This window comes from Streptomyces sp. NPDC046860, from assembly GCF_040645115.1.
Classification (GTDB): domain Bacteria; phylum Actinomycetota; class Actinomycetes; order Streptomycetales; family Streptomycetaceae; genus Streptomyces.
Map to the genome: position 1 here is coordinate 98,441 of NZ_JBEYXQ010000007.1, position 23,284 is coordinate 121,724.

20 protein-coding genes are annotated in these 23,284 nt (G+C 70.1%); 10 read left to right on the forward strand and 10 right to left on the reverse strand.

Annotation, left to right across the window (positions count from 1 at the left end; all coding sequences use genetic code 11):
• Positions 1-65: 65 nt before the first annotated feature.
• Positions 66-2,000 (reverse strand): chromosomal replication initiator protein DnaA, encoded by a 1,935-nt coding sequence (gene dnaA / locus ABZ898_RS12705; RefSeq protein ID WP_361656543.1) that lies wholly within the window; start codon positions 1,998-2,000, stop codon positions 66-68.
• 404 nt (positions 2,001-2,404) lie between these two features.
• On the opposite strand from dnaA, the gene rpmH reads away from it, so the two are divergent.
• The 9 genes from rpmH (at position 2,405) to ABZ898_RS12750 (ending at position 9,216) form a co-directional block, all read left to right on the forward strand.
• Positions 2,405-2,542: a 50S ribosomal protein L34 gene (gene rpmH, locus ABZ898_RS12710; RefSeq protein WP_003975051.1), complete on the forward strand. Its 138-nt coding sequence runs from the start codon at positions 2,405-2,407 to the stop codon at positions 2,540-2,542.
• Between the two features lie 21 nt (positions 2,543-2,563).
• The gene (rnpA, locus tag ABZ898_RS12715; RefSeq protein ID WP_361656546.1) at positions 2,564-2,935 is read left to right on the forward strand and encodes a ribonuclease P protein component; all 372 of its coding nucleotides are present in this window, start codon (positions 2,564-2,566) and stop codon (positions 2,933-2,935) included.
• Positions 2,932-3,294 (forward strand): membrane protein insertion efficiency factor YidD, encoded by a 363-nt coding sequence (yidD, locus tag ABZ898_RS12720; RefSeq protein ID WP_030806014.1) that lies wholly within the window; start codon positions 2,932-2,934, stop codon positions 3,292-3,294. The genes rnpA and yidD overlap by 4 nt, the downstream gene beginning before the upstream one ends.
• A gap of 3 nt (positions 3,295-3,297) precedes the next feature.
• Positions 3,298-4,587: a membrane protein insertase YidC gene (yidC, locus tag ABZ898_RS12725; protein ID WP_361656549.1), complete on the forward strand. Its 1,290-nt coding sequence runs from the start codon at positions 3,298-3,300 to the stop codon at positions 4,585-4,587.
• Positions 4,588-4,602: 15 nt separating this feature from the next.
• Positions 4,603-5,115, forward strand: a complete 513-nt coding sequence (locus ABZ898_RS12730) for a R3H domain-containing nucleic acid-binding protein (RefSeq protein ID WP_361656551.1) — start codon at positions 4,603-4,605, stop codon at positions 5,113-5,115.
• Positions 5,116-5,232: 117 nt separating this feature from the next.
• Positions 5,233-5,949: a 16S rRNA (guanine(527)-N(7))-methyltransferase RsmG gene (gene rsmG / locus ABZ898_RS12735; protein ID WP_031179077.1), complete on the forward strand. Its 717-nt coding sequence runs from the start codon at positions 5,233-5,235 to the stop codon at positions 5,947-5,949.
• A gap of 320 nt (positions 5,950-6,269) precedes the next feature.
• Positions 6,270-7,343: a ParA family protein gene (locus ABZ898_RS12740; RefSeq protein WP_361656554.1), complete on the forward strand. Its 1,074-nt coding sequence runs from the start codon at positions 6,270-6,272 to the stop codon at positions 7,341-7,343.
• Positions 7,340-8,434 (forward strand): ParB/RepB/Spo0J family partition protein, encoded by a 1,095-nt coding sequence (locus ABZ898_RS12745; RefSeq protein ID WP_361656557.1) that lies wholly within the window; start codon positions 7,340-7,342, stop codon positions 8,432-8,434. The genes ABZ898_RS12740 and ABZ898_RS12745 overlap by 4 nt, the downstream gene beginning before the upstream one ends.
• Positions 8,435-8,598: 164 nt before the next feature.
• Complete coding sequence (locus ABZ898_RS12750) at positions 8,599-9,216, forward strand: GNAT family N-acetyltransferase (RefSeq protein WP_361656559.1); 618 nt, start codon at positions 8,599-8,601, stop codon at positions 9,214-9,216.
• A 93-nt stretch (positions 9,217-9,309) separates the two neighbouring features.
• On the opposite strand, the gene trxA is transcribed toward ABZ898_RS12750, so the two are convergent.
• The 7 genes from trxA to ABZ898_RS12785 form a co-directional block, all read right to left on the reverse strand.
• Positions 9,310-9,642 carry a thioredoxin gene (trxA, locus tag ABZ898_RS12755; RefSeq protein ID WP_161147293.1) on the reverse strand — a complete coding sequence of 111 codons (333 nt, stop codon included), beginning with the start codon at positions 9,640-9,642 and terminating at the stop codon, positions 9,310-9,312.
• A gap of 45 nt (positions 9,643-9,687) precedes the next feature.
• A complete protein-coding gene (gene trxB, locus ABZ898_RS12760; protein ID WP_361656562.1) occupies positions 9,688-10,659 on the reverse strand; it encodes a thioredoxin-disulfide reductase in 972 nt (323 codons plus the stop codon).
• Between the two features lie 171 nt (positions 10,660-10,830).
• Complete coding sequence (locus ABZ898_RS12765) at positions 10,831-11,718, reverse strand: hypothetical protein (protein ID WP_361656565.1); 888 nt, start codon at positions 11,716-11,718, stop codon at positions 10,831-10,833.
• Complete coding sequence (gene sigM, locus ABZ898_RS12770; protein WP_361656568.1) at positions 11,715-12,443, reverse strand: RNA polymerase sigma factor SigM; 729 nt, start codon at positions 12,441-12,443, stop codon at positions 11,715-11,717. The genes ABZ898_RS12765 and sigM overlap by 4 nt, the downstream gene beginning before the upstream one ends.
• Positions 12,444-12,469: 26 nt before the next feature.
• Positions 12,470-14,188, reverse strand: a complete 1,719-nt coding sequence (locus tag ABZ898_RS12775; RefSeq protein ID WP_361656571.1) for a serine/threonine protein kinase — start codon at positions 14,186-14,188, stop codon at positions 12,470-12,472.
• 118 nt (positions 14,189-14,306) lie between these two features.
• Positions 14,307-16,613 carry a murein biosynthesis integral membrane protein MurJ gene (gene murJ, locus ABZ898_RS12780; protein ID WP_361656573.1) on the reverse strand — a complete coding sequence of 769 codons (2,307 nt, stop codon included), beginning with the start codon at positions 16,611-16,613 and terminating at the stop codon, positions 14,307-14,309.
• Positions 16,614-16,659: 46 nt separating this feature from the next.
• Positions 16,660-19,032: a DUF6049 family protein gene (locus ABZ898_RS12785; protein ID WP_361656575.1), complete on the reverse strand. Its 2,373-nt coding sequence runs from the start codon at positions 19,030-19,032 to the stop codon at positions 16,660-16,662.
• 259 nt (positions 19,033-19,291) lie between these two features.
• Here ABZ898_RS12785 and ABZ898_RS12790 point away from each other — a divergent pair, with 259 nt between their 5' ends.
• On the forward strand, positions 19,292-20,734 hold the full coding sequence (locus ABZ898_RS12790) for a CCA tRNA nucleotidyltransferase (RefSeq protein ID WP_361656578.1): 1,443 nt from the start codon (positions 19,292-19,294) through the stop codon (positions 20,732-20,734).
• 37 nt (positions 20,735-20,771) lie between these two features.
• On the opposite strand, the gene ABZ898_RS12795 is transcribed toward ABZ898_RS12790, so the two are convergent.
• Both ABZ898_RS12795 and ABZ898_RS12800 read right to left on the reverse strand, forming a co-directional pair.
• Positions 20,772-22,082, reverse strand: a complete 1,311-nt coding sequence (locus tag ABZ898_RS12795; RefSeq protein WP_361656581.1) for an MFS transporter — start codon at positions 22,080-22,082, stop codon at positions 20,772-20,774.
• Positions 22,083-22,175: 93 nt separating this feature from the next.
• The gene (locus ABZ898_RS12800) at positions 22,176-23,258 is read right to left on the reverse strand and encodes an inositol-3-phosphate synthase (RefSeq protein WP_361656584.1); all 1,083 of its coding nucleotides are present in this window, start codon (positions 23,256-23,258) and stop codon (positions 22,176-22,178) included.
• Positions 23,259-23,284 lie beyond the last annotated feature (26 nt).

Consider the following 23,284-nt stretch of genomic DNA (forward strand, 5'->3'; position numbering starts at 1 on the left):
CCGGAACGGCGAAGGGCGCCCCGGAGATCTCCCGGAGCGCCCTCAGAGCCCGTAGGCGGCCGCTGTCAGCCGTTCTTGATGCGGTTCGTCAGCTCGGTCACCTGGTTGTAGATCGAGCGCCGTTCGGCCATCAGCGCCCGGATCTTGCGGTCCGCGTGCATGACGGTCGTGTGGTCGCGGCCGCCGAACTGCGCGCCGATCTTCGGCAGCGACAGGTCCGTCAGCTCGCGGCACAGGTACATGGCGATCTGCCGGGCGGTGACCAGCGCGCGGCCGCGCGAGGTGCCGCACAGGTCGTCCACCGTCAGCCCGAAGTAGTCGGCGGTGGCCGCCATGATGGCCGTGGCCGTGATCTCCGGGGCGGAGTCCTCGCCGCCGGGGATCAGGTCCTTGAGGACGATCTCGGTGAGCCCCAGGTCCACCGGCTGCCGGTTGAGCGAGGCGAAGGCCGTCACTCTGATCAGCGCGCCCTCCAGCTCACGGATGTTCCGCGAGATCCGGGAGGCGATGAACTCCAGCACCTCCGGCGGGGCGTTGAGCTGCTCCTGCACCGCCTTCTTGCGCAGGATGGCGATCCGCGTCTCCAGCTCGGGCGGCTGGACGTCGGTGATCAGACCCCACTCGAAGCGGTTGCGCAGCCGGTCCTCCAGCGTGACCAGCTGCTTGGGCGGCCGGTCGGAGGACAGCACGATCTGCTTGTTGGCGTTGTGCAGCGTGTTGAAGGTGTGGAAGAACTCCTCCTGCGTCGACTCCTTGTCCGCGAGGAACTGGATGTCGTCGACGAGCAGGATGTCCATCTCCCGGTACCGCTTGCGGAAGCTGTCGCCCTTGCCGTCGCGGATGGAGTTGATGAACTCGTTGGTGAACTCCTCCGAGCTCACGTACCGCACGCGCGTGCCGGGGTAGAGGCTCCGCGCGTAGTGCCCGATCGCGTGCAGCAGGTGGGTCTTGCCGAGCCCCGACTCCCCATAGATGAACAGGGGGTTGTACGCCTTCGCCGGAGCCTCGGCGACGGCCACCGCGGCCGCGTGGGCGAAGCGGTTGGAGGCGCCGATGACGAAGGTGTCGAAGAGGTACTTCGGGTTCAGCCGCGCGGTCGGCTCACCGGGGCCCCCGGGGCTCGGCGAGGAGGACGAGGAGCCGGAGCCGCCGCGGCCGGCGGACGGCATCTCGGGACGCCCGGTCCCGCCGCCACCGCGGTGCCCGCCGCTCTCCGACGGCGGCTCGGGGCGCTCACGCCTCACCGGGTCGCGCTGGTCGTACTCCGCGCGGGGCGGGCCGTACTCGGGGCGCGGCGCGTCGTAGCCGGGGCGCTGCTGCTCGTATCCCTGGCGCTCGCGGCCGGACGGGCGGTAGTCCTGCCCGTCGTAGGAGTCCTGGGACGGGGAGGCGTAGGGGTCGCGCTCGGGGTAGCCGAGGCGGGGCTGCTGCCAGCCGTAGTCGTCCTGGCCCGGGCGCGGCCAGGCGCCCGGCTCGGGGCGCTGGTACTCCGCCGGGTAGGTGGGGCGGGCCGTCGGCATCCGCTCCTCGCGCGCGGTCGGCGGGCGCTCGCCGCGGCCGGCCGGGCCGTCGCCCGGACGCTGCTGGTCCTCGGCGCGGTGGCGGCCGTAGCCCTCGTAGGGACCGGAGGGCAGCTCCGGCTCCTCGTAGCGCGGCGGGGCGCCCTGGTCGCGGGTGTCCGGCTGCTCGTGGCCGGCGGACGGCTGCGGGGCCGGGGGGCCGCCGACGGAGTCGTCCACGGTGATGGCGATCCGGATCGGGCGGCCGCACTCACGGCTCAGGGTCTCGCTGACGACCGGGGCCAGGCGGCCCTCGAGTACGCCCTTGGCGAATTCGTTCGGCACGGCGAGCAGCGCGGTGTCCGCGACCAGGGCCAGCGGCTGGCAGCGCCGGATCCAGTGCTCGTCCTTGGTCTCGACACCCTGGCCCCGGCCCTCGCCCAGGAGTTTCTCCAGTACGCGTGGCCACACTGCGGCAAGATCGGCAGGTACGTCAGCCACGGGGCACGCTCTCTCGCAGGTCCCACGAACGTGTGGTCGTGGGATGGGTCGGGACGAAAATCAGGTGGACGCCGGACTGGGCCGGGCAATCCCGGTCGTGCGGGGACAAGGGAACGAATCGGAGTCCAGCCACGGTAGTCAGGGCGGCGGGTAGGGTTCAAGTTGTTGTCCCCAGCCTGTGGACAGTGTCCCCCGACGGGCGCCGGTTTGACCGGATGGCGTAGCCGCGCGTACCGTGACCAGGTCGAGTTGTCGATGGCTGCTGCCGCCTGCCTCCGATGGGCACAGATCGCTTCAGGTGATCGGGAAGCGGTGCACTCGGGCGTGACGCGAGCTACTCGTGGGCGCACGGTGACAGCCAGGACGGCACCCCGCCGCTAACCGATTTCTTCTGGAGCCCCCGAGTGAGCAAGCGCACCTTCCAGCCGAACAACCGTCGTCGCGCGAAGACCCACGGCTTCCGGCTTCGTATGCGTACCCGTGCCGGCCGTGCCATCCTGGCGACCCGCCGCAGCAAGGGTCGCGCCCGTCTGTCCGCCTGATCCCGATCAGGTCATGACATCGTGCTGCCCCCCGAACACCGGCTGAGGCGGCGCGAGGACTTCGCATCCGCGGTACGTCGAGGCCGTCGGGCCGGTCGCCCGACCCTCGTCGTACACCTTCGTAGCGGTGCCACGGACCCGCACGCGCCTGGGGAGAGCGCTCCCCCGACGCGTGCGGGTTTCGTCGTGAGCAAGGCCGTGGGCAACGCGGTCGTCCGCAACACCGTCAAGCGCAGACTGCGTCACCTGATGCGTGACCGAGTCGCCCTTTTTCCCCCCGGTAGCCTGGTAGTCGTACGCGCGCTGCCCGGATCGGGCGACGCTGACCACGCACGGCTGGCCCAAGACCTGGACGCCGCTCTCCAACGGCTACTGGGAGGGGGCACGCGATGAAGTACCCGCTACTGGCTCTGATCAAGTTGTACCAGTGGACGATCAGTCCGCTGCTGGGGCCGGTCTGCAAGTACTACCCGTCGTGCTCCCACTACGGCTACACGGCCATCGACCGGCACGGTGCCATCAAGGGAACAGCTCTCACGGCCTGGCGCATCCTCCGCTGCAATCCGTGGTCGCTCGGCGGTGTGGACCATGTCCCGCCGCGCAAGCGCCCGCGGTGGCACGAGATGCTGCGCAATGCCTGGGGCGCACGTAAGGGCGGGAACTCCGCCGACCCGGCCACCGAGGCGAAGCTTTCTTCCGAGCCACCTTCGGGCCCGGCCGCAGAGACCTCGTCCCATGCCCAAGGAGCATGATTAGTGGACACGATTGCCAGCTTCTTCAGCTTCATCACGACACCCGTTTCCTGGGTCATCGTCCAGTTCCACACGGTGTACGGGTCGATCTTCGGTCCTGACACAGGGTGGGCCTGGGGCCTGTCCATCGTGTCCCTGGTGGTCCTGATCCGCATCTGCCTGATCCCGCTCTTCGTGAAGCAGATCAAGGCGACGCGCGCGATGCAGACGCTCCAGCCGGAGATGAAGAAGATCCAGGAGCGCTACAAGAACGACAAGCAGCGCCAGTCCGAAGAGATGATGAAGCTGTACAAGGAGTCGGGTACCAACCCGCTCTCCTCGTGCCTTCCCATCCTGGCGCAGTCGCCGTTCTTCTTCGCCCTATACCACGTGCTCAACGGCATCGCGTCGGGCAAGACCATCGGCGTCATCAACGACTCGCTGCTGGAGAGCGCCCGTAAGGCCCACATCTTCGGTGCCCCGCTCGCGGCGAAGTTCAAGGACGGCGCGGACACCCTCCACGCGCTCGGTGCCACGGTCACCGACGTGCGGGTCGTCACCGCGGTCATGATCATCCTGATGTCGGCGTCGCAGTTCTACACGCAGCGCCAGCTCATGACGAAGAACGTCGACACCTCGGTCAAGACGCCGTTCATGCAGCAGCAGAAGATGCTGATGTACGTCTTCCCGATCATGTTCGCCGTCTTCGGCATCAACTTCCCGGTCGGTGTCCTCGTCTACTGGCTGACCACCAACGTGTGGACCATGGGCCAGCAGATGTACGTCATCCGCAACAACCCGACTCCCGGCTCCAAGGCCCAGGCCGCCTACCTGGAGCGGCTCACCGGCCACGTCACGCACCACGGCAAGGTCCGCCGGCGCAGCTCCCGCCTGATCGTCAAGGCGATCGTCGCCAAGGGCCGCGACCGCAACGACGCCGAGCGCAAGTTCATCAACGCCCTCAGCAAGGCCGGCCTCGTGGCCCAGGCCGACGGCAGCGTGGTCAAGGGCGAGACCCAGACCGTCGCTCACGCCGAGGACGGTACGCCCACCGCGGCCCGTCGCCAGCAGCCCAAGCGGCAGAGCAAGTCCCAGCGCCAGTCGGGACAGAAGCAGCCGCACGAGGCCGAGCAGGAGGACGAGCCCTCGTCCGCCTCGCCCTCTTCGCCTTCGCTGACCAAGTCGGACGAGCCGAAGGACGCCGCGCCCACGGCCCCGAAGCAGACCCCGAAGCCCGGTTCCGGCACCCGCAGCAAGGCCCAGTCCGGGCAGCGCAAGGGTGGCCAGCGGCCCAAGTCCCCGTCCAAGAAGTAAGAAGGAGCCCATCCCGTGACGGAAGGCACCACCACCGCCGCCGCCGAGGGTGCAGACACCCTCACCCGCCTGGAGCAGGAGGGTGAGATCGCTGCGGACTACCTCGAGGGTCTGCTGGACATCGCCGATCTCGACGGCGACATCGACATGGACGTGGAGGCCGACCGGGCCTCTGTCTCGATCATCAGTGACGCCAACGCCCGCGACCTGCAGAAGCTGGTCGGCCGGGACGGCGAGGTGCTGGAGGCGCTGCAGGAGCTGACGCGCCTGGCCGTGCACCGCGAGACCGGTGACCGCAGCCGGCTGATGCTGGACATCGCCGGTTTCCGGGCCCAGAAGCGCGCCGAGCTGGCCGAGCTGGGCGCCAAGGCGGCCGCCGAGGTCAAGAGCAGCGGCGAGCCCATGAAGCTCAAGCCGATGACGCCCTTCGAGCGCAAGGTCGTCCACGACGCGATCAAGGGTGCGGGACTGCGCAGCGAGTCCGAGGGCGAGGAGCCGCAGCGGTTCGTCGTCGTGCTGCCCGCCTGATCGGCCCCATGGTTCCATCGGCCCCGTCTGACCTACAGACGGGGCCGAAGTTTGTCAGCCTGGTAGTTCTGAGGGCCGGTGCGTGAAGCACCGGCGCGGTACGGAAGGACGGTCCCCGTGACGGAGGCAGCGGAGCTTCCCCCCGCGCCCGAACAGGCGCGGGAAGTGTTTGGCGATCGCTTCGACGACGCGGTCCGCTATGCGGAGCTGCTGGCCGAGGCCGGAGTCCAGCGTGGTCTGATCGGCCCGCGGGAGGTGCCCCGCCTGTGGGAGCGGCACCTGCTGAACTGCGCGGTGCTCTCCGAGGCCGTGCCCGAGGGGGTGACGGTGTGCGATGTCGGCTCGGGTGCGGGACTGCCGGGCATTCCGCTGGCCCTGGTGCGGGACGACCTGAACATCACCCTGCTGGAGCCGCTGCTGCGGCGCACCACGTTCCTCACCGAGGTCGTGGAGCTGCTCGGGCTGGACCACGTCACCGTGGTCCGGGGCCGGGCGGAGGAGATGCTCGGCAAGGTTCCGCCGGTCCACGTGGTGACCGCTCGCGCCGTTGCTCCCCTGGACCGGCTTGCGACCTGGGGCATCCCGCTGCTGCGGCCGTACGGCGAGATGCTGGCGCTCAAGGGCGACACCGCCGAGGAGGAGCTGAAGGCGGCGTCCACCGCGCTCAGCAAGCTCGGCGCGGTGTCCACCTCCGTGCTCCAGGTCGGCGAGGGCGTGGTGGACCCGCTGTCCACCGTGGTCCGGGTGGAGGTCGGTGAGAGCCCGGGCGGTGTGCGGTTCGCCGCCAAGCGGGCCAAGGCGGCCCGGACCAGCCGGACGCGTCGCCGCCGCTGAGTTCTGTGAAGTGCGCCCTCGGCTGATGCCGGGGGCGCATTTTTCTTGCCCTCTCATGCGGGAGGCCCCGCCAGGCTGCCTCGGCCGGACTAGTCGGCCGGCCGGGACGGAGTGTCGCGGAGCCCCGGTCGTCGTGGCGGAGCATCGTGTTTCACGTGAAACGTCGCTCCCTGCTGCACGGCATCATCAGCCGCGGTCGCGCCGCGGCAGAACCCCACGACCGGCGGCCTCTTGGTTCACTCGGAGGGGTACCGAAGTTGTCCACAGAGGTGGACTTCTCCACAGAACGCCAGGGCTCACTGGTTCGCGCCCCCGAAGACATGGGAGGCTCTGTTCATTGCGAGCCTGTAGTCGAGGAGAGTGAATCCTTGCGGTCCGACGCCAACATCGCGGGACCGATGACCGATCCGGTCCCCGGTCCCCGTACCGAATCGAGGGGGGCGGATGTTTCACGTGAAACACCGCCTCCGATGGACGACACTCCCATCGGTCGTGCGGCCCAAGTGGCGGTCGACGCCCTCGGCCGTGCCGCGGAAGGCATGCCGAGGCCGGAGCAGACCCGAGTCATCGTGGTCGCCAACCAGAAGGGCGGCGTCGGCAAGACGACGACGACCGTCAACCTCGCCGCCTCGCTCGCGCTGCACGGCGGCCGGGTCCTGGTGGTCGACCTCGACCCGCAGGGCAACGCCTCCACGGCACTGGGGATCGACCACCACGCCGAAGTTCCCTCCATCTACGACGTCCTGGTGGACAGCCGGCCCCTCGCCGAGGTCGTCCAGCCCGTCCCCGATGTCGAGGGCCTCTTCTGCGCTCCCGCCACGATCGACCTCGCCGGTGCGGAGATCGAGCTGGTCTCCCTGGTGGCCCGCGAGAGCCGGCTGCAGCGCGCGATCCAGGCGTACGAGCAGCCGTTGGACTACGTCCTCATCGACTGCCCGCCGTCGCTGGGCCTGTTGACGGTCAACGCGCTCGTCGCCGGCCAGGAGGTCCTCATCCCGATCCAGTGCGAGTACTACGCACTGGAGGGTCTGGGCCAGCTCCTGCGTAACGTCGATCTGGTGCGGGGCCACCTCAACCAGTCCCTGCATGTGTCGACGATCCTGCTCACCATGTACGACGGCCGGACCCGGCTCGCCTCCCAGGTCGCGGAAGAGGTGCGCACCCACTTCGGCGAGGAGGTGCTGCGGACGAGCATTCCCCGCTCGGTCCGTATCTCCGAGGCGCCGAGCTACGGGCAGACGGTCCTGACCTACGATCCAGGATCGAGCGGCGCGCTCTCCTATCTCGAGGCCGCCCGAGAGATCGCGCTGAGGGGCGTGGGGATCGGTTACGACCCGACCCAGGCCCACCTCGGTACTCAGAACGACCCGAACATGGTGGAGGGGACGCAGTGAGCGAACGACGGAGGGGGCTGGGCCGAGGACTTGGCGCGCTGATCCCCGCGGCACCGACCGAGAAGATCCCGGCCTCGGCCGTGCTGGGCGGCGGCTCGTCCGCCTCCCCGGCATCGGGTCCGGCGCAGTCGCCCGAGCGCAGGCCGACCGGAATCGGCCGCAGCGGTGTCCTGCCGCCGCAGGCCCAGGAGCCGGAGGACACTCCCGTGGGCCTGGTGGACGAGCGGCCCGCGCCGCCCGCCGGTGCCTACTTCGCCGAGCTGCCGATCGAGGCCATCACGCCGAACCCGCGCCAGCCGCGCGAGGTCTTCGACGAGGACGCGCTGAACGAACTGGTCGTCTCCATCAAGGAAGTCGGCCTGCTCCAGCCCGTCGTGGTCCGTGAACTGGGCGACGACCGCTACGAACTCATCATGGGTGAGCGCCGGCTGCGCGCGAGCCGTGAGGCGGAGCTCGAGTCCATCCCGGCGATCGTCCGTGCGACGGACGACGAGAAGCTGCTGCTGGACGCCCTGCTCGAGAACCTGCACCGCGCGCAGTTGAACCCGCTGGAAGAGGCACACGCCTACGACCAGTTGCTCAAGGACTTCAACTGCACGCACGACCAGCTGGCCGACCGGATCGGGCGCTCCCGGCCGCAGATCTCCAACACCCTGCGACTGCTGAAGCTTTCGGCGACGGTGCAGAAGAGGGTTGCCGCGGGCGTGCTCTCGGCGGGTCACGCGCGGGCGCTGCTGTCCGTGGAGGACTCCGAGGAGCAGGACCGGCTGGCCCACCGCATCGTGGCCGAGGGGCTGTCGGTGCGGGCCGTCGAGGAGATCGTGACCCTGATGGGGTCGCGGCCGCAGCGGGCCCAGCGCGCCAAGGGGCCGCGGGCGGGCGCACTCGTCTCCCCGGCGCTGAGCGATCTGGCGACGCGGCTCTCCGACCGGTTCGAGACCCGGGTGAAGGTCGACCTCGGTCAGAAGAAGGGCAAGATCACCGTCGAGTTCGCCTCGGTGGACGATCTGGAGCGCATCCTCGGCACGCTGGCTCCGGGCGAGGGGCCGATCCTGTCGAAGGGGCTCCAGGAGGACGACTCCGAGGAGTAGTACTCCTGGAGGCCGTCGGCGTCAGCGAGGCCGCCTGAGCGGGCCGTGTCCGGTGTGTACCGGAACACGGTCCGCTCTTTGCTTTGCGCCGGTATCGAGGGAATCCCATCGTGGATACGATGCGAACGGATGTGATGCGGCGAAGGAAGCGAGGAACGGCTTTCATGGGGCGTCGGCTCGTACCGCTCACGCTGGACAACCTTCAGGATCTCCCCCAGCGGTGCCGCTCGTGCGTCTTCTGGGAGCTGGACCCCGTCAGTGCCGAGGCCGCCGTGCGGGCGGGCACCACGGTGGTGGAGAAGGAGTCCTGGATCTCCGCCGTCCTGCTGGACTGGGGCTCCTGCGGCCGGGTGGCCTATGTGGACGATGTGCCGGTCGGCTTCGTCCTCTACGCCCCGCCTGCCTATGTGCCGCGCTCCATGGCGTTCCCCACGAGCCCGGTCTCTCCGGATGCCGTCCAGCTCATCACGTCGTTCATCATGCCCCGCTATCAAGGGCAGGGGCTGGGCCGGACGCTGGTGCAGGCGGTCGCCAAGGATCTGCTGCGGCGGAACTTCAAGGCCATCGAGGCGTTCGGGGACACCCGCTGGAAAGAGCCCGCCTGCCTGCTGCCCGCCGACCATCTTCTCGCCGTCGGCTTCAAGACGGTCCGGCAGCACTCCCAGCATCCCCGGCTGCGTCTGGAACTGCGTTCCACGCTGTCCTGGAAGGAAGACGTCGAGCTGGCCCTCGACCGGCTCCTGGGCGCGGTGCACAAGGAACCGGCGCTGCGGCCGCTCTGACTGCCCTACCGGCCCGTGCGGCGACACGGACACGACGAAGGGGCCGACCCTCAGCGGGTCGGCCCCTTCGTGGGCCATGTTTCACGTGAAACGTCAGCCGGTGATGAAGTCGTCCAGGTCGCGGACGAGAGCGGCCTTCGGCTTGGCGCCGACGATCGTCTTGACGACCTCGCCGCCCTGGTAGACGTTCAGCGTCGGGATCGACATGACGCCGTACTTGGCGGCGGTGGCCGGGTTCTCGTCGATGTTCAGCTTGACGATCTGGATCTTGTCGCCGTGCTCGGCGGCGATGGCCTCCAGGGACGGAGCGATCTGGCGGCACGGACCGCACCACTCGGCCCAGAAGTCCACCAGGACGGGCTTGTCGCTCTTGAGGACGTCCTCGTCGAAGGAGTCGTCAGTCACTTTCTTCACGGTGCCGGCCACAGCGGGCTCCTCACTTGATCTTTCGGTGGGGGGGGATGGGGCAAGTCAGACGGCGGTCTTCTCGGGCTCGGCGTGGCCGCCCTCGTCCAGCAGGGACGCGAGGTAGCGCTCGGAGTCCAGCGCCGAGGCGCAGCCGGTGCCGGCCGCGGTGATCGCCTGACGGTAGGTGTGGTCGACCACGTCGCCCGCGGCGAAGACGCCGGGCAGGTTGGTCCGGGTCGAGGGCGCGTCCACCTTCAGGTAGCCCTCCGCGTCCAGGTCGAGCTGTCCCTTGAACAGCTCGGTGCGCGGGTCGTGGCCGATGGCGATGAACAGTCCCGTGACGGGCAGCTCGGACAGCTCGCCGGTCTTGAGGTTGCGCAGCTTCAGCCCGGTGAGCTTCTGCTCGCCCTGGATCTCGACGACCTCGCTGTCCCAGGCGAACTTGATCTTCGGGTCGTTGAAGGCGCGCTCCTGCATCGCCTTGGAGGCGCGCAGGGTGTCCCGGCGGTGGACGATCGTCACGGACTTGGCGAACCGCGAGAGGAAGGTCGCCTCCTCCATCGCGGTGTCACCGCCGCCGATCACGGCGATGTCCTGGTCCCGGAAGAAGAAGCCGTCACAGGTGGCGCACCACGAGACGCCACGGCCGGACAGCGCGTCCTCGTTGGGCAGCGCGAGCTTGCGGTGCTGGGAGCCGGTGGCGACGATCACGGCCTTGGCCCGGTGGACCGTGCCCGCGGTGTCGGTGACGGTCTTCACGTCGCCGGTCAGGTCGACGGAGACGATGTCGTCCGGGAGCAGTTCGGCGCCGAAGCGCTCGGCCTGCGCCCGCATGTTGTCCATCAGCTCGGGGCCCATGATGCCGTCGGGGAAGCCCGGAAAGTTCTCCACCTCGGTGGTGTTCATCAGCGCGCCACCGGCGGTGACGGCACCCTCGAACACCAGGGGCTCCAGGGACGCACGGGCGGTGTACAGCGCCGCCGTGTAGCCCGCGGGCCCGGAGCCGATGATGATCACATTACGGACGTCGCTCACGGCTTGGTTCCTCGTCTCTGGTCTGTTTCGGCCGACCGGTGGGAGTCCCTGCCGGGACTCTCACACCACCCAACCGATCCTAAGGGGCACACATTCCCCTGATGTCCGACCACACGACGGCTCACGCCATGGCGACGACGAGCGAGGTACGGAGCCGGCGCCCCCGCCGTTTCAGGGGCGGGCGAGCGACTGCTTCAGCAGCACGTCGCCGACGGCCGCCGGGCGCCGGACCGTGCAGGAGGCGTCGACCACATAGGCCGTGACGCGCTTGCTGTCGGCCTTGTCGGGCACCACGACGAGGTAGGCGCTCTTGTCGGCGTAGGTGCCGCTCTTCGCGCCGAGAACCGTTTCACCGGAGTTGAGCGCCCGCCGGACGCAGTCGGGCACCGGGACCTCGGTCTGGATCAGTGTGTTCGCGCTCTGCGTACCCCCCGAGGGGCTCAGGTCGGTCTCCGCGTCCCCCTGCGGGCGCTGGCTGCCGCGCTGGAGTCCCTGCCGGGCGGTGAGCAGGTCCGACACCTGACTCTTCACACTGACCCCGGAGAAGGCGCCGGCGGGAGCCGAGGCCGCGCTCTGCGCCGTCTTGTCGGACGTGGTGCCGCCGAGGGACTGCATGAGCAGGGACCCGGCCCCGAGAACGGCGGCGGTGAGGACGGCGCCCAGTGCGGCCGTCCTGCGACGGCTCCGGACACGCTCCTTCCGGCCGGGGCCGCTGGTGGCGCGGGAGCGCGTGGCGGGGCGGTCCGACGAGGGCGGTGTTTCACGTGAAACAGGACCACCGGCCCCGGAGGTCTCCGCCCGCTCGGGCCCGCCCGCGGCCTCGGCGGCGAGGGCGGCGTCGATCCGGTCGGCGATGTCCGTGGGCATGGGAGGCACGTCCGTGACCGTGCCCAGGAGGCTCTGGATCTCCGCGAGCGCGGCGTGCACCTCCGCACACGGCTCGCACCCCTCCAGGTGGCGGCGCAGGTCCGCGCTGCGGGACGGCTGCAGAAGCCCTTCGGCCAGGTCGGAGATCTCGGCGACGTCCGGGTGCCCGGTCGTGTCCGTCGAGGACGTCATGCTCGCCCACCTCCGCCCTTCACGACGGCTGAACCACTCGGCCCGGAGTCTTCGGTTCCCTTGCCCGCAGATCCTGTCGCAGGTGGGACGGATGCCCCGTGCACCCGGTTCCGTCCCGTCGCGGGTTCTTTTCCACCGTCGGCCGAGGTACCGGGACGCAGGTGGGTGACCAGGGGGAGAAGTCTGGCCCGGCCCCGCGCGCACCGGCTCTTCACCGTCCCGGTGGGCACGTCCAGAATCCGGGCCGCCTCGGCGACGGGGTAGCCCTGCATGTCCACCAGGACCAGCGCGGCACGCTGCTCGGCGGGCAGGGTGCCCAGGGCTTCCAGGAGCTGCCGGTGGAGGTCGTTGCGCTCGGCGGGAGCGGCGGCCGACTCGTGCGGCTCCAGCAGCTGTTCCAGGCGCTCGGTGTCGTCCACGGGCGCGGTCTTCCGGGAGGCCGCCTTGCGGATGCGGTCCAGGCAGGCGTTCACGGTGATCCGGTGCAGCCAGGTCGTGACGGCCGACTGTCCCCGGAAGGTGTGCGCGGCCCGGTAGGCCGACACCAGGGCGTCCTGCACCGCGTCCGCGGCTTCCTCGCGGTCCCCCAGCGTCCGCAGCGCGACCGCCCACAGACGGTCCCGGTGCCTCCGCACGATCTCCGCGAAGGCATCGGGGTCACCCTGTACATGACGCGCGAGCAGATCCTCGTCCCGCACGTCCCCGTACCCACCGCCGCCTGCCATCGTCCCCCTCCGACTCGGATGAGACGTCAGCCTGTGAAATGCACTTCGGTGATGCCCTGCTTGAAGCCCGCGCCCGAGTAGGTGGCCGCGTCATAGCCGGAATTGGGAACCGCCGTCAGCCAGACCAGGACGTACCGCGCCTTGGCCGGCTTGCTCGGCTTCACCGTGGCGGTGGTACTCGTGGTGGTGCTGCTGCCGACCTTGTTCATCGAGTCCAGCGAGACAGGCGCCGAGTCGGACGTGTAGAGGTCCACCGTCGTGTGGTCGCCGCCGTAGCGGAGCCCGATGGTGGCGGCGTCGAGGTCCTTCGCCGAGCCGAGGTCGTAGACGATGCCCACACCCGGCTTGAAGGGGGCGATCGTCGGCCCCTCGTTGAAGGTCTTGGTGCGCCAGGCCGTCGACGGGTCCCCGTCGTAGGTCTCGGCGACGTCCGCCGGGTGCTGGGCATCCCCCTTGGCGACGAACTCCTGGGCACTCTGGATCTTCACCGGTTGCGGCGCCGCCTTGACGGGACTCTTGTCACCGTCGTCCTGCGTCTGCGTGGTGTTCGTGTCGTCGGAGTTGTCGCCGCGGTGCATCAGGGCGTCCGCGAGCTGCCAACTGCCGAGGCCGAGCGCCGCGATGAGCAGGGCGGAGACCGTCCACTTCAGCGCCTTGCCCGTACGGCTCTGGAGCGGGGCCGGCGGGGGCTCCATGGGCTGCGCGGCCCCGGGATGCGCCGGGGAACGGCCGTAGGTGCCCTGCTGGTAGGTCGTGCGCTGGTACTCCGGCGGACGGGTGAACGAGGGCTCCGGCGGCCGCACGCGCGGCATCTCGCCGATCGCCTTGACCAGCTCCTCCGGCGTGGTGCACGCGGACTCGTGCCGGGAGGCGGTGGCGCCGTCGTTCACGAGCGCGCGCATCGTCAGCTCGGACAGGCCCCGGTGGATTCCGGCGCGCACCTGGTCCGGCGCGATGAGCCCGATGTCCTTGGGCAGGCCGGCCAGGCCGTACGCGTCGCTCTCGTAGGGCCAGCGCTGGGTCAGCGCGGCGTAGAGCAGGGCGCCGATCGCCTCGGTGTCCGTGCGCTGCGGGGTGTCGGAACCCACACCCCGCAGGGCGGCGTTCACGGCGAGGCCGCGGATGCGCCACTGCCCCGAGGAGGTGCGCAGCACCGCGTTCGGGTTCAGCCGCAGATGGGAGAGGCCCTCGCGGTGAGCGGCGGCCATGGCTCCGGCGACCTGACTGACCATCTGGTAGGCGTCGTGCGGCTCCAGCGGGCCCGCCGCGAGGAGGGCGGTCAGCTCGGTGGCGTCCGGCAGCCACTCGTGCACCACGTAGACGAGGTCGTTCTCCTCGACCGCGTCGAGGACCTGGACGAAACGTGGATCGCCGAGCAGCGCCGCCGAACGGGCGGCCGCCAGCACGGCACGGGCGCGCACGTGGTCGGCGGGCAGGATGTGCACCCCGACGGCTCGCCGTAGTTTCTCGTCGACCGCCCGCCAGCTGCTGAATCCGTCCAGACGGGTGACGCACTCCTCCAGGCGGTAGCGCCTGGCGAGTTTGTGACCGCTGTGCAGTTCGGTGGTCGAGGACGTCTCTCCGAGGGCCTCCACCGCGCCGTTCCCCTGTACCTGGTCGATGTCCGAGTCCCGCTTCGGGTTCTTGGCCACCCCGTCGGCCGTGGCCTGATCCGCCTTGGCGGTCAGCGGCTCATCGCCGCTGTTGTCTGCCACGTCGACGGCAGCCGTGCTCCGTTCCGCCACCGTCGTCCCTGCCTCCCCATCCGTTGCACGCTGTCCGACGCCGAAACCAATTGTGCCCACAGTCCGCCGCTATGCACGACACGCAGAGGGGGACGATGGTTGTGCGACTACCCCGGCCTCAGCGCCCCAGACGCCCGCGCACCATGCCGACGAGCGAATTCAGCTCATCGATCCGCATGCGCCGGGCGGCCACGAAGAAGACACCGAGAAGTACCGCCCCACCTGCCACGAGCGCCACGAGGGAACCGAAGACGCCCTGTCCGAGGGAGTGTCCGATGCCGTAGCAGGCCGCGCCGCTGAGCAGCGCCGCCGGAACCGAGGCGATCGCCAGGCGCGCGTACGTACGCAGCACCCGGGAGCCGTCGAGGTCGCCGCCCAGCCGCTTGCGCAGCCGCCGCCAGGCGACACCGACGCCGATGGCGTAGGAGAGGCCGTACACGGCCGCCATGCCCGCCACGGCCCAGCGGGCCGGGAGCAGGAAGTAGCAGAGCGCGGAGGCACCCGCGTTGACCGCCGCCACGATGACCGTGTTGTAGAAGGGGGTGCGGGTGTCTTCGTACGCGTAGAAGGCGCGTAGGACGACGTACTGCACCGAGTACGGGATCAGGCCCAGGCCGAAGGCCATCAGCATGAAGCCCATGTTGGTCGCCGAGCCGATGCCGGAGGAGCCGAAGATCAGCGTGCACATCGGGATGCCGAGCGAGACGAAGCCGAAGGAGATGGGCACGATGGCCACCGCCGTGGTGCGCAGACCCTGCGAGATGTCGTCGCGGACGGCACCGCCGTCGCCCTCGGCGGCCGAGCGCGACAGCCGGGGCAGCAGCGCGGCCATGAGCGACACGGTGATGATGGCCTGCGGCAGACCCCAGATGAGCTGGGCGTTGGCGTAGGCGGAGAAGCCGGTGCCCTTGACCCCGGAGTCCTTGCCGGCGGCGGTCGAGAGCTGGGTGACGACCATGGCGCCCGCCTGGTTGGCGAGCACGAACAGCACCGTCCACTTGGCGAGCATCGCGGCCTTGCCCAGGCCGTGGCCCTTCCAGTCGAACCGGGGCCGGATGCGGAAGCCGGTCTCGCGCAGGTACGGGATCATCGCCAGGGCCTGCACGACGAGGCCGAGCAGGATGCCGATGCCGAGCAGGCGCTGGCCCTCCGGCGGGATGTTGCTGACGGTCATGTGGGAGTCGGCCGCGGAGCCGTAGACCCACAGGAACATGCCGAGGGTCACGATGATGACGATGTTGTTCAGGACCGGGGTCCACATCATCGCGCCGAACTTGCCACGGGCGTTCAGGATCTGACCCATGACCACGTGGATGCCCATGAAGAAGATCGAGGGCAGGAAGTAGCGGGTGAAGGTGACCGCTACCTCGTTCGCCGCCGGGTCGGAGGCGATCGGGTCCGACAGCACGCGCACCAGGTACGGCGCGCCGAGCATCGTCAGGGCGGTCAGCGCCGCCAGAGCCACCATCACGAGCGTCAGCAGCCGGTTGGCGAAGGACTCGCCCCCGTCGTCGTCCTCCTTCATCGCCCGCACCAGCTGGGGGACGAAGACGGAGTTGAGGCCGCCGCCGACGGTCAGGATGTAGATCATCGTGGGGAGCTGGTAGGCGACCTGGAAGGAGTCGCCGAGGACGCCGAGTCCCAGCGCCGCGACGATCATCGCCGACCGGACGAAACCGGTGAGCCGCGACACCATCGTGCCCGCGGCCATGACGGCGCTGGAGCTGAGCAGCCCGGAGGCGCGCCCCTTCGCCGGGGCGGGCGCCGGAGGCGCGGAGGTCTCGGCAGGGCCGGAGGGGCCCGCCGGGGCGGGTACGGGCGGCTGCACGGGGCTGCCGGGGCCTGCCTGGTACGGGGTTCCGCCACCGCCGTACGGCGCGGCGCTCTGGGCGTGGGGCGGCGGGTACGAGCCGCCCGCGCCCTGGCCCGCGCGGGCCGACGCCGCCGCGCCGGCCGCCCCGCCGGACTGCTGGTCCCGCAGGAGGTGCGCGAAGGCGTCCGGCTCGTGGTATTCCTCGCCGGAGTGCGAGACCAGGTCGTCCACGCCGACGAACTGGGTCGTGCGCGGGTGGTCGCCGTACGGCAGGTGCTGGGTGGCGTCACCCTCCGGCTCGGGCGCCGGTGTCTTGGCCCACACGCGCGGGTCGGGGGAGTACGAGGACTGCGACGGCGGCGCGTAGAGCGGCTGACGCGGCTCGAAGCTGCCCGGAGGCGGCGGCGGGTGCGCGGCGCGGTCGTAGAGCGCCTCGGCGACCGGGTCCTGGGCGGAGAGATCCCGCGCCCGGTAGGGGTCCTGGTCGTAGGCGTCCTGGAGGTACATGTCCGCAGCGGGCTGCGGCGGCTCGTGGCCGGGCTCGGGCGGGGTCTCGGGCCGGCCCGAGTCGGCGGCGTCCCGGCCGCGGTCACCGTCGTACGGCGCGTTCATGGTTACCCCACCTCATCGTCCCTGGCCACACGGGCCGCGGCGTCGCTCAACGGTCCACTCTCTCACCCGTGCCGGACGGGTCGGCGCTTTCCGGTGCGGTGTCCGGCGCAGGGTCACCCGCCTGCTCCGGCCCCGCTGTCCCGGCGGCGGAACCCTGCTCCTCGGGAAGACGGTCCCCGGAAGCCTCGGGGTTCCCGGCGTCCTCACCGGACTCCGTCTCCGCCTCGCCCGGGCCCTCCTCCTCGGCCTGGCGGGCAGCCGCGCGCTTGCGCTGGGTGTACATCCGGAAACCGGCCAGGACCAGCAGCAGCACGCCGCCGCCGATGACCAGCATGACCGTCGGGGTGACCTCGGTGACCTTCACGTCGAAGGTGACGGGGTCGCCGTACTCCTGGCCGTCCTCGGTGTAGAGCTGGGCGAGGACCGTGGCCCGGCCGTTGGCGTTGGCCGAGGTGGTGAACTTCACCGACTGGCTGTGCCCGCCGGAGACCTCAACGGGCTGCTCGTCGTACGCCTTGCCGCCGATCTTCAGGCGCGTCGGCTGGGTCGAGCTGAGCCGCAGGTACAGATGGCCGACGGGCTGGACGAGGTTGTTCTGCACCGTCACCGGGATGGTGGCGCTGCGCCCGGAGAGCTTGGTCTCCGACTTGTCGATCAGCTTGACCTGCTCGCCGAGGCTGTCGAGCCAGCTCTCCACGCCCGCGCGGAAGTCGTCCGCCTTGGTGGCCTGGCCCCGCCATGACGTGGACATCCCGCGGTTTATGGCCCTGCCGAACGGCGTCACCACGCGGGACTGGTCGTCGAGGATCACCTGGAAGTTGTCGAGCTTGTCCTGCGTGTCGGCGATCTGCTCGAAGGCGCTCCTCGGCAGCTCCTGCCGGCGCAGCGACGAGGGATAGGCCGACGTGGAGGGGATGCGCGTGGTGGCGTCCGGGTCGGGCTTGGCCCTGGCGGCGTCGGTCAGGTTCTCGGGCTGCGACCAGTTGCCGTCCTGGAGCGCCTTCACGGCCGCGGCCATCGCCTGCGCCTGGCTCGCGGTCGGCGTGCGCTGCGGCGCGAAGACGACGCTGCGCTGCTCGTCCTTCTGCGCGTTGATCTCCAGGCTCTGCGCGAGGAACTGCTGCACCGCGAGCGTGGAGCTGTCCGCCTTGGTGAGGTCGCCCTCGAAGGCCGTGGACATCCGCGCGTCGGCGACGACCGCCGTGGTGCCGCCGCCGATGGGGCGGGCGGCGGACGGCGTGTAGGACAGCCCCGCGGTCTCCCGGAGGCTGTCGCTGCGGGTGATGACCTGGTCGGCGCCCGCGGAGGTGGCCACCTTGATGATCGACGGGTCGACCGCGCCCTCCACGGGCCACGCGAAGTCGGTGCTCGGCGTGACGTGGAGCACGGTCTTCACCGTGAGAGCCGCGACGTCGGTGGCGTCCTTGAGATGGCTCAGCGAGCCGGTGACGCTGGTGCCGGTGTGGGCCAGCGAGGCCAGGTCCGGGTCGGCGAACGGCAGCGCGACGACCTCCTTGTCCGCCACCGCCTTCTGCAGGCCGGCCAGCCACTGCTTGGCCACCGCCTGGTTCTCGCGCGAGCCCGCGTCGGTGCCGCCGTCGGGCCGCTGGACCCGATAGCTGTTCGCCATCGCGTCCACCGCGGCCAGCAGGTCCGGATCGATCACCCAGGTGACGTCGAGATCCTTGCCCAGCTCCATCATCTGCGCCAGGCGGCCGCCGGGGGCGATCTCCTTGGCCAGTTCGTCGTCCTGGAAGACGGGTGTCTGCCGTTCCCCGGCACCCGTCCGGGCCGTCATGTGGACGGAGGAGAGCAGCGGCCACAGGACCGTCGTCCTGCTCGTGCTGTCGGCCTCGGATGGCTGCCAGGGCAGGAAGGTCCGCTGGATGCCGAGCATCTGGTCCCAGGGCTGCGCCGACGTCTTGCCGGACACCGAGGCGCCGAACGAGTAGACCCCGTTCTTGCCGAGGTCCAGCTCGTCCACCGGGACGGAGATGCTGAAGTGCTCGGCGACGCCCGGGACCAGCTTGGCGAACTTCTGGGTGTACTTCCCGCCGAGCTCCTCGCCGGTGCCGCCCCGGACGTCGTTCGGGTGCTGGGCGATGGCGTCGACGGCCGAGCGGGTGTTCAGCAGGGGTCCCACCCGCAGCCCGACGTGGGCTCCGGTCACGGTCTGCTTGCCGTTGTTGATCACCGTGCCGGTCACGGTCAGCGTGTCGTCCTCGGTGGGCGCGTTCGGCGTCAGTGAGTCCAACGCCACGGACACCGGGTCCGTCTGCGCCGCCTCGGCGGGCTCGGCAGCGGTCAGCTGGAGCAGCCCGGCGAGCAGCGGTGCGCCCGCCAGCAGCGCTCCCGCCCGCCGCAGTCGGCGGCGGGCAGGAGAGGCACTGTGCCCCTGGAATTCAGCCGCGTCGGCCACGCGCTAGCCCGTCCCTCGTCGTCGTCATCAGTGGTCGTCGGAATGTGCGTCCCCGCATGGTAACGATGACGGCGGAGGTGAAGTGCCACGGACCGATCCACAAGATCACCCCGGAGCGTCCGCCTGTCCTCTATATCCGGTAACGAGCGGAGAGCCGGTGTCCGCCGCAAGAGCAGCCCTTGTAGGGGTATGGCAGGGGGCTCCGCGCCGGTCAAACGGGTGCGCCCCGGGGCGGCCCGGCCACGTACCCTCTTCTGTTGTGCCGAACCCCAACGATGACAATCCCGCTGCCCTCAGCCAGGTGCAGCAGCGCGCGGTGAGCGAGCTGCTGCGGGTGGCTCCCGTCGCCGACGATCTCGCCCGCCGTTTCCAGGAGGCCGGGTTCTCGCTCGCCCTGGTCGGCGGCTCGGTCCGGGACGCGCTGCTCGGCCGGCTCGGGAACGACCTGGACTTCACCACCGACGCGCGCCCCGAGGACGTGCTGCGGATCGTCCGGCCATGGGCGGACGCCGTCTGGGAGGTCGGGATCGCCTTCGGCACGGTGGGCGCCCAGAAGGACGGCTACCAGATCGAGGTCACCACCTACCGGTCGGAGGCGTACGACCGCACCTCCCGCAAGCCCGAGGTCTCGTACGGGGACTCCATCGAGGAGGACCTGGTCCGGCGTGACTTCACGGTCAACGCGATGGCCGTCGCCCTGCCGGAGAAGGAGTTCATCGACCCGCACGGCGGCCTGGAGGACCTCGCGGCCCGGGTGCTGCGTACGCCCGGCACGCCGGAGGAGTCGTTCTCCGACGATCCGCTGCGGATGATGCGGGCCGCCCGGTTCGCCGCCCAGCTGGACTTCGAGGTGGACCCGGCGGTCGTCACGGCGATGACCGAGATGGCCGAGCGGATCGAGATCGTGTCGGCCGAGCGGGTCCGGGACGAGCTGAACAAGCTGCTGCTCTCCGCGCACCCCCGCAAGGGCCTCACCCTGCTGGTCGACACCGGGCTCGCGGCGCACGTCCTGCCCGAGCTTCCGGCGCTGCGGCTGGAGCGTGACGAGCACCACCGCCACAAGGACGTCTACGACCACTCGCTCATCGTGCTGGAGCAGGCGATCGACCTGGAGGAGAACGGCCCGGACCTCACGCTCCGGCTGGCCGCGCTGCTGCACGACATCGGCAAGCCCCGGACGCGCCGCTTCGAGGAGGACGGCCGGGTCTCCTTCCACCACCACGAGGTGGTCGGCGCCAAGATGACCAAGAAGCGCATGACCGCCCTGAAGTACCCCAATGATCTGGTGAGGGACGTCTCGCACCTGGTCGAGCTCCACCTGCGCTTCCACGGCTACGGCACCGGAGAGTGGACGGACTCCGCGGTCCGACGCTATGTCCGCGACGCCGGGCCGCTGCTGGAGCGCCTGCACAAGCTGACCCGCTCCGACTGCACCACCCGGAACAAGCGCAAGGCGGCCACGCTGTCCCGCGCCTACGACGGGCTGGAGACGCGCATCGCCGAGCTGCAGGAGCAGGAGGAGCTGGACTCCATCCGCCCCGACCTCGACGGCAACGACATCATGACGATCCTCGGCGTCGGCCCCGGCCCCGTGATCGGTAAGGCGTACAAGCACATGCTGGAGCTGCGCCTGGAGCACGGCCCGATGGACCGCGACGCCGCGATCACGGCCCTCAAGGAGTGGTGGGCCCAGCAGGACTGAGCGTGCCGCGGGGATCGTGTTTCACGTGAAACATGACTCAGCGACGGGGCGGTGTTTCACGTGAAACACCGCCCTTCTCGCTGTTCCGGGTCCGCTCGAAGCGGGTCATCATCACGGTGACGGCTGCGTAGAGCAGAGCCACGAGGATGATCAGGACCGCGGACCGGCCGTCCGGCGGAAGCATCAGGGCGGCCACTCCGGCGGCGCCGACGAAGGCGACGTTGAAGAGGACGTCGTAGACGGAGAAGACCCGGCCCCGGAATCTGTCCTCGACCGAAGCCTGGACGATCGTGTCCGTGGCGATCTTCGCGCCCTGGGTGACGAGCCCCAGCAGGAACGCCGCGATCAGCAGGGGAACCGTGGCGAAGGGAAGGCCGAGCCCCGGTACCAGGACGGTGGCCGCGCCCGAGCAGACCGCGATCCAGCGCCCGGCACCGAGACGTCCCGCGCTCCAGGGCGTCACCACGGCGGCCGCGAAGAATCCCGCGCCGGAGACGGCCAGCGCCAGCCCCAGCAGGCGCAGCCCGGCCTGCGGGGTGCTGGAGAGGCCGTACCGGCAGAGCATGAGCAGCAGGACCAGCAGTGCTCCGTAGCAGAAGCGCATGCAGCTCATGGCCGTGAGCGCCCGGACGGACTCCCTGCGCCGGGGCTCGGCCAGATACCGCACGGCCGCAAGGAGGTCGCGGGCCGTCGCGGCGAGGACGGTCCGCAGACGTGGCAGCACCGGCGGACGGTCGGGGCCGAGCAGCCCGGGCGCCATGGTCAGGGCGGTGAGGCCCGCGCACAGGTACAGCAGGGCACCGAACAGGACCACCACCGCGTCCGAGTCCGACGCGACGGACCGGACGCCGAAGGCGAGGGCGGCGCCGAGCGTCGCGGCCAGGGTGCCGGCCGTCGGGCACAGGGAGTTGGCCACCACCAGGCGGTCGGTGTCGACCACACGCGGCAGCGCCGCCGAGAGCCCGGCGAGCACGAACCGGTTGACGGCCGTGACGCACAGCGCGGACGCGTAGAACAGCCACTCCGGCGCGTGGACGGCCATCAGCACGGCGGTGGCGGCCGCCAGCAGCGCGCGGAGCAGGTTGCCGTGGACGAAGACCTGGCGACGGCGCCAGCGGTCCAGCAGGACACCGGCGAAAGGACCGACCAGCGAGTAGGGCAGCAGGAGGACCGCCATCGCGGAGGCGATCGCCGGGGCCGAGGTCTGCTTCTCGGGCGAGAAGACGACGTACGAGGCGAGTGCGATCTGATAGACCCCGTCCGAACCCTGAGAGAGCAGACGGACATACAGCAGGCGCCGGAAGTCCCGTACGCGCAGCAGCAGGCGCAGATCACGGACGACGGGCATGGGCACAGCCTCACACATGCGGAGGGTCCCCGGGGTCGGCAGACCCCGGGGACCCTCACAGCCCTGGCAGGAGCGTTCTCGTGCGAGCGGTGTCTAGCGCTCGACGTCGCCGCGGATGAACTTCTCGACGTTCTCTCGGGCCTCGTCGTCGAAGTACTGGACCGGCGGGGACTTCATGAAGTACGAGGACGCCGAGAGGATCGGGCCACCCACGCCCCGGTCCTTGGCGATCTTCGCGGCACGCAGGGCGTCGATGATGACACCGGCGGAGTTCGGGGAGTCCCAGACCTCCAGCTTGTACTCGAGGTTCAGCGGGACGTCGCCGAACGCACGGCCCTCCAGGCGGACGTAGGCCCACTTGCGGTCGTCCAGCCAGGCCACGTAGTCGGACGGGCCGATGTGCACGTTCTTCTCGCCGAGGTCCCGGTCGGGGATCTGGGAGGTGACGGCCTGCGTCTTGGAGATCTTCTTGGACTCCAGGCGCTCGCGCTCGAGCATGTTCTTGAAGTCCATGTTGCCGCCGACGTTGAGCTGCATCGTGCGGTCCAGGATCACACCGCGGTCCTCGAACAGCTTCGCCATGACGCGGTGCGTGATGGTGGCGCCCACCTGGGACTTGATGTCGTCACCGACGATCGGCACGCCGGCCTCGGTGAACTTGTCCGCCCACTCCTTGGTGCCGGCGATGAAGACCGGGAGGGCGTTGACGAAGGCGACCTTGGCGTCGATGGCGCACTGGGCGTAGTACTTCGCCGCGTCCTCGGAGCCCACGGGCAGGTAGCAGACCAGGACGTCGACCTGCTTGTCCTTCAGGGTCTGGACGATGTCGACCGGCTCGGCGTCCGACTCCTCGATGGTCTCGCGGTAGTACTTGCCGAGACCGTCGCGGGTGTGGCCGCGCTGGACGGTGACACCGCTGGAGGGCACGTCGCAGATCTTGATGGTGTTGTTCTCGGAAGCGCCGATGGCGTCCGCGAGGTCGAGGCCGACCTTCTTGGCGTCCACGTCGAACGCGGCGACGAACTCGATGTCCCGCACGTGGTAGTCACCGAACTGCACGTGCATCAGGCCGGGGACCTTGGCCGCCGGGTCGGCGTCCTTGTAGTACTCGACTCCCTGTACCAGCGACGCGGCGCAGTTGCCGACACCGACGATGGCTACGCGAACCGAACCCATTCCGGTTGCTCCCTGTGTGTACGAGT

Bases quoted from the DNA above. Each gene is read 5' to 3' on its own strand.
- ABZ898_RS12750 (WP_361656559.1), top strand. From the start codon at position 8,599: ATGGGGCGTCGGCTCGTACCGCTCACGCTGGACAACCTTCAGGATCTC.
- ABZ898_RS12795 (WP_361656581.1), bottom strand. From the start codon at position 22,082: ATGCCCGTCGTCCGTGATCTGCGCCTGCTGCTGCGCGTACGGGACTTC.
- ABZ898_RS12740 (WP_361656554.1), top strand. From the start codon at position 6,270: ATGGGAGGCTCTGTTCATTGCGAGCCTGTAGTCGAGGAGAGTGAATCC.
- ABZ898_RS12765 (WP_361656565.1), bottom strand. From the start codon at position 11,718: ATGACGTCCTCGACGGACACGACCGGGCACCCGGACGTCGCCGAGATC.
- yidD (WP_030806014.1), top strand. From the start codon at position 2,932: ATGAAGTACCCGCTACTGGCTCTGATCAAGTTGTACCAGTGGACGATC.
- ABZ898_RS12800 (WP_361656584.1), bottom strand. From the start codon at position 23,258: ATGGGTTCGGTTCGCGTAGCCATCGTCGGTGTCGGCAACTGCGCCGCG.
- sigM (WP_361656568.1), bottom strand. From the start codon at position 12,443: ATGGCAGGCGGCGGTGGGTACGGGGACGTGCGGGACGAGGATCTGCTC.
- murJ (WP_361656573.1), bottom strand. From the start codon at position 16,613: ATGAACGCGCCGTACGACGGTGACCGCGGCCGGGACGCCGCCGACTCG.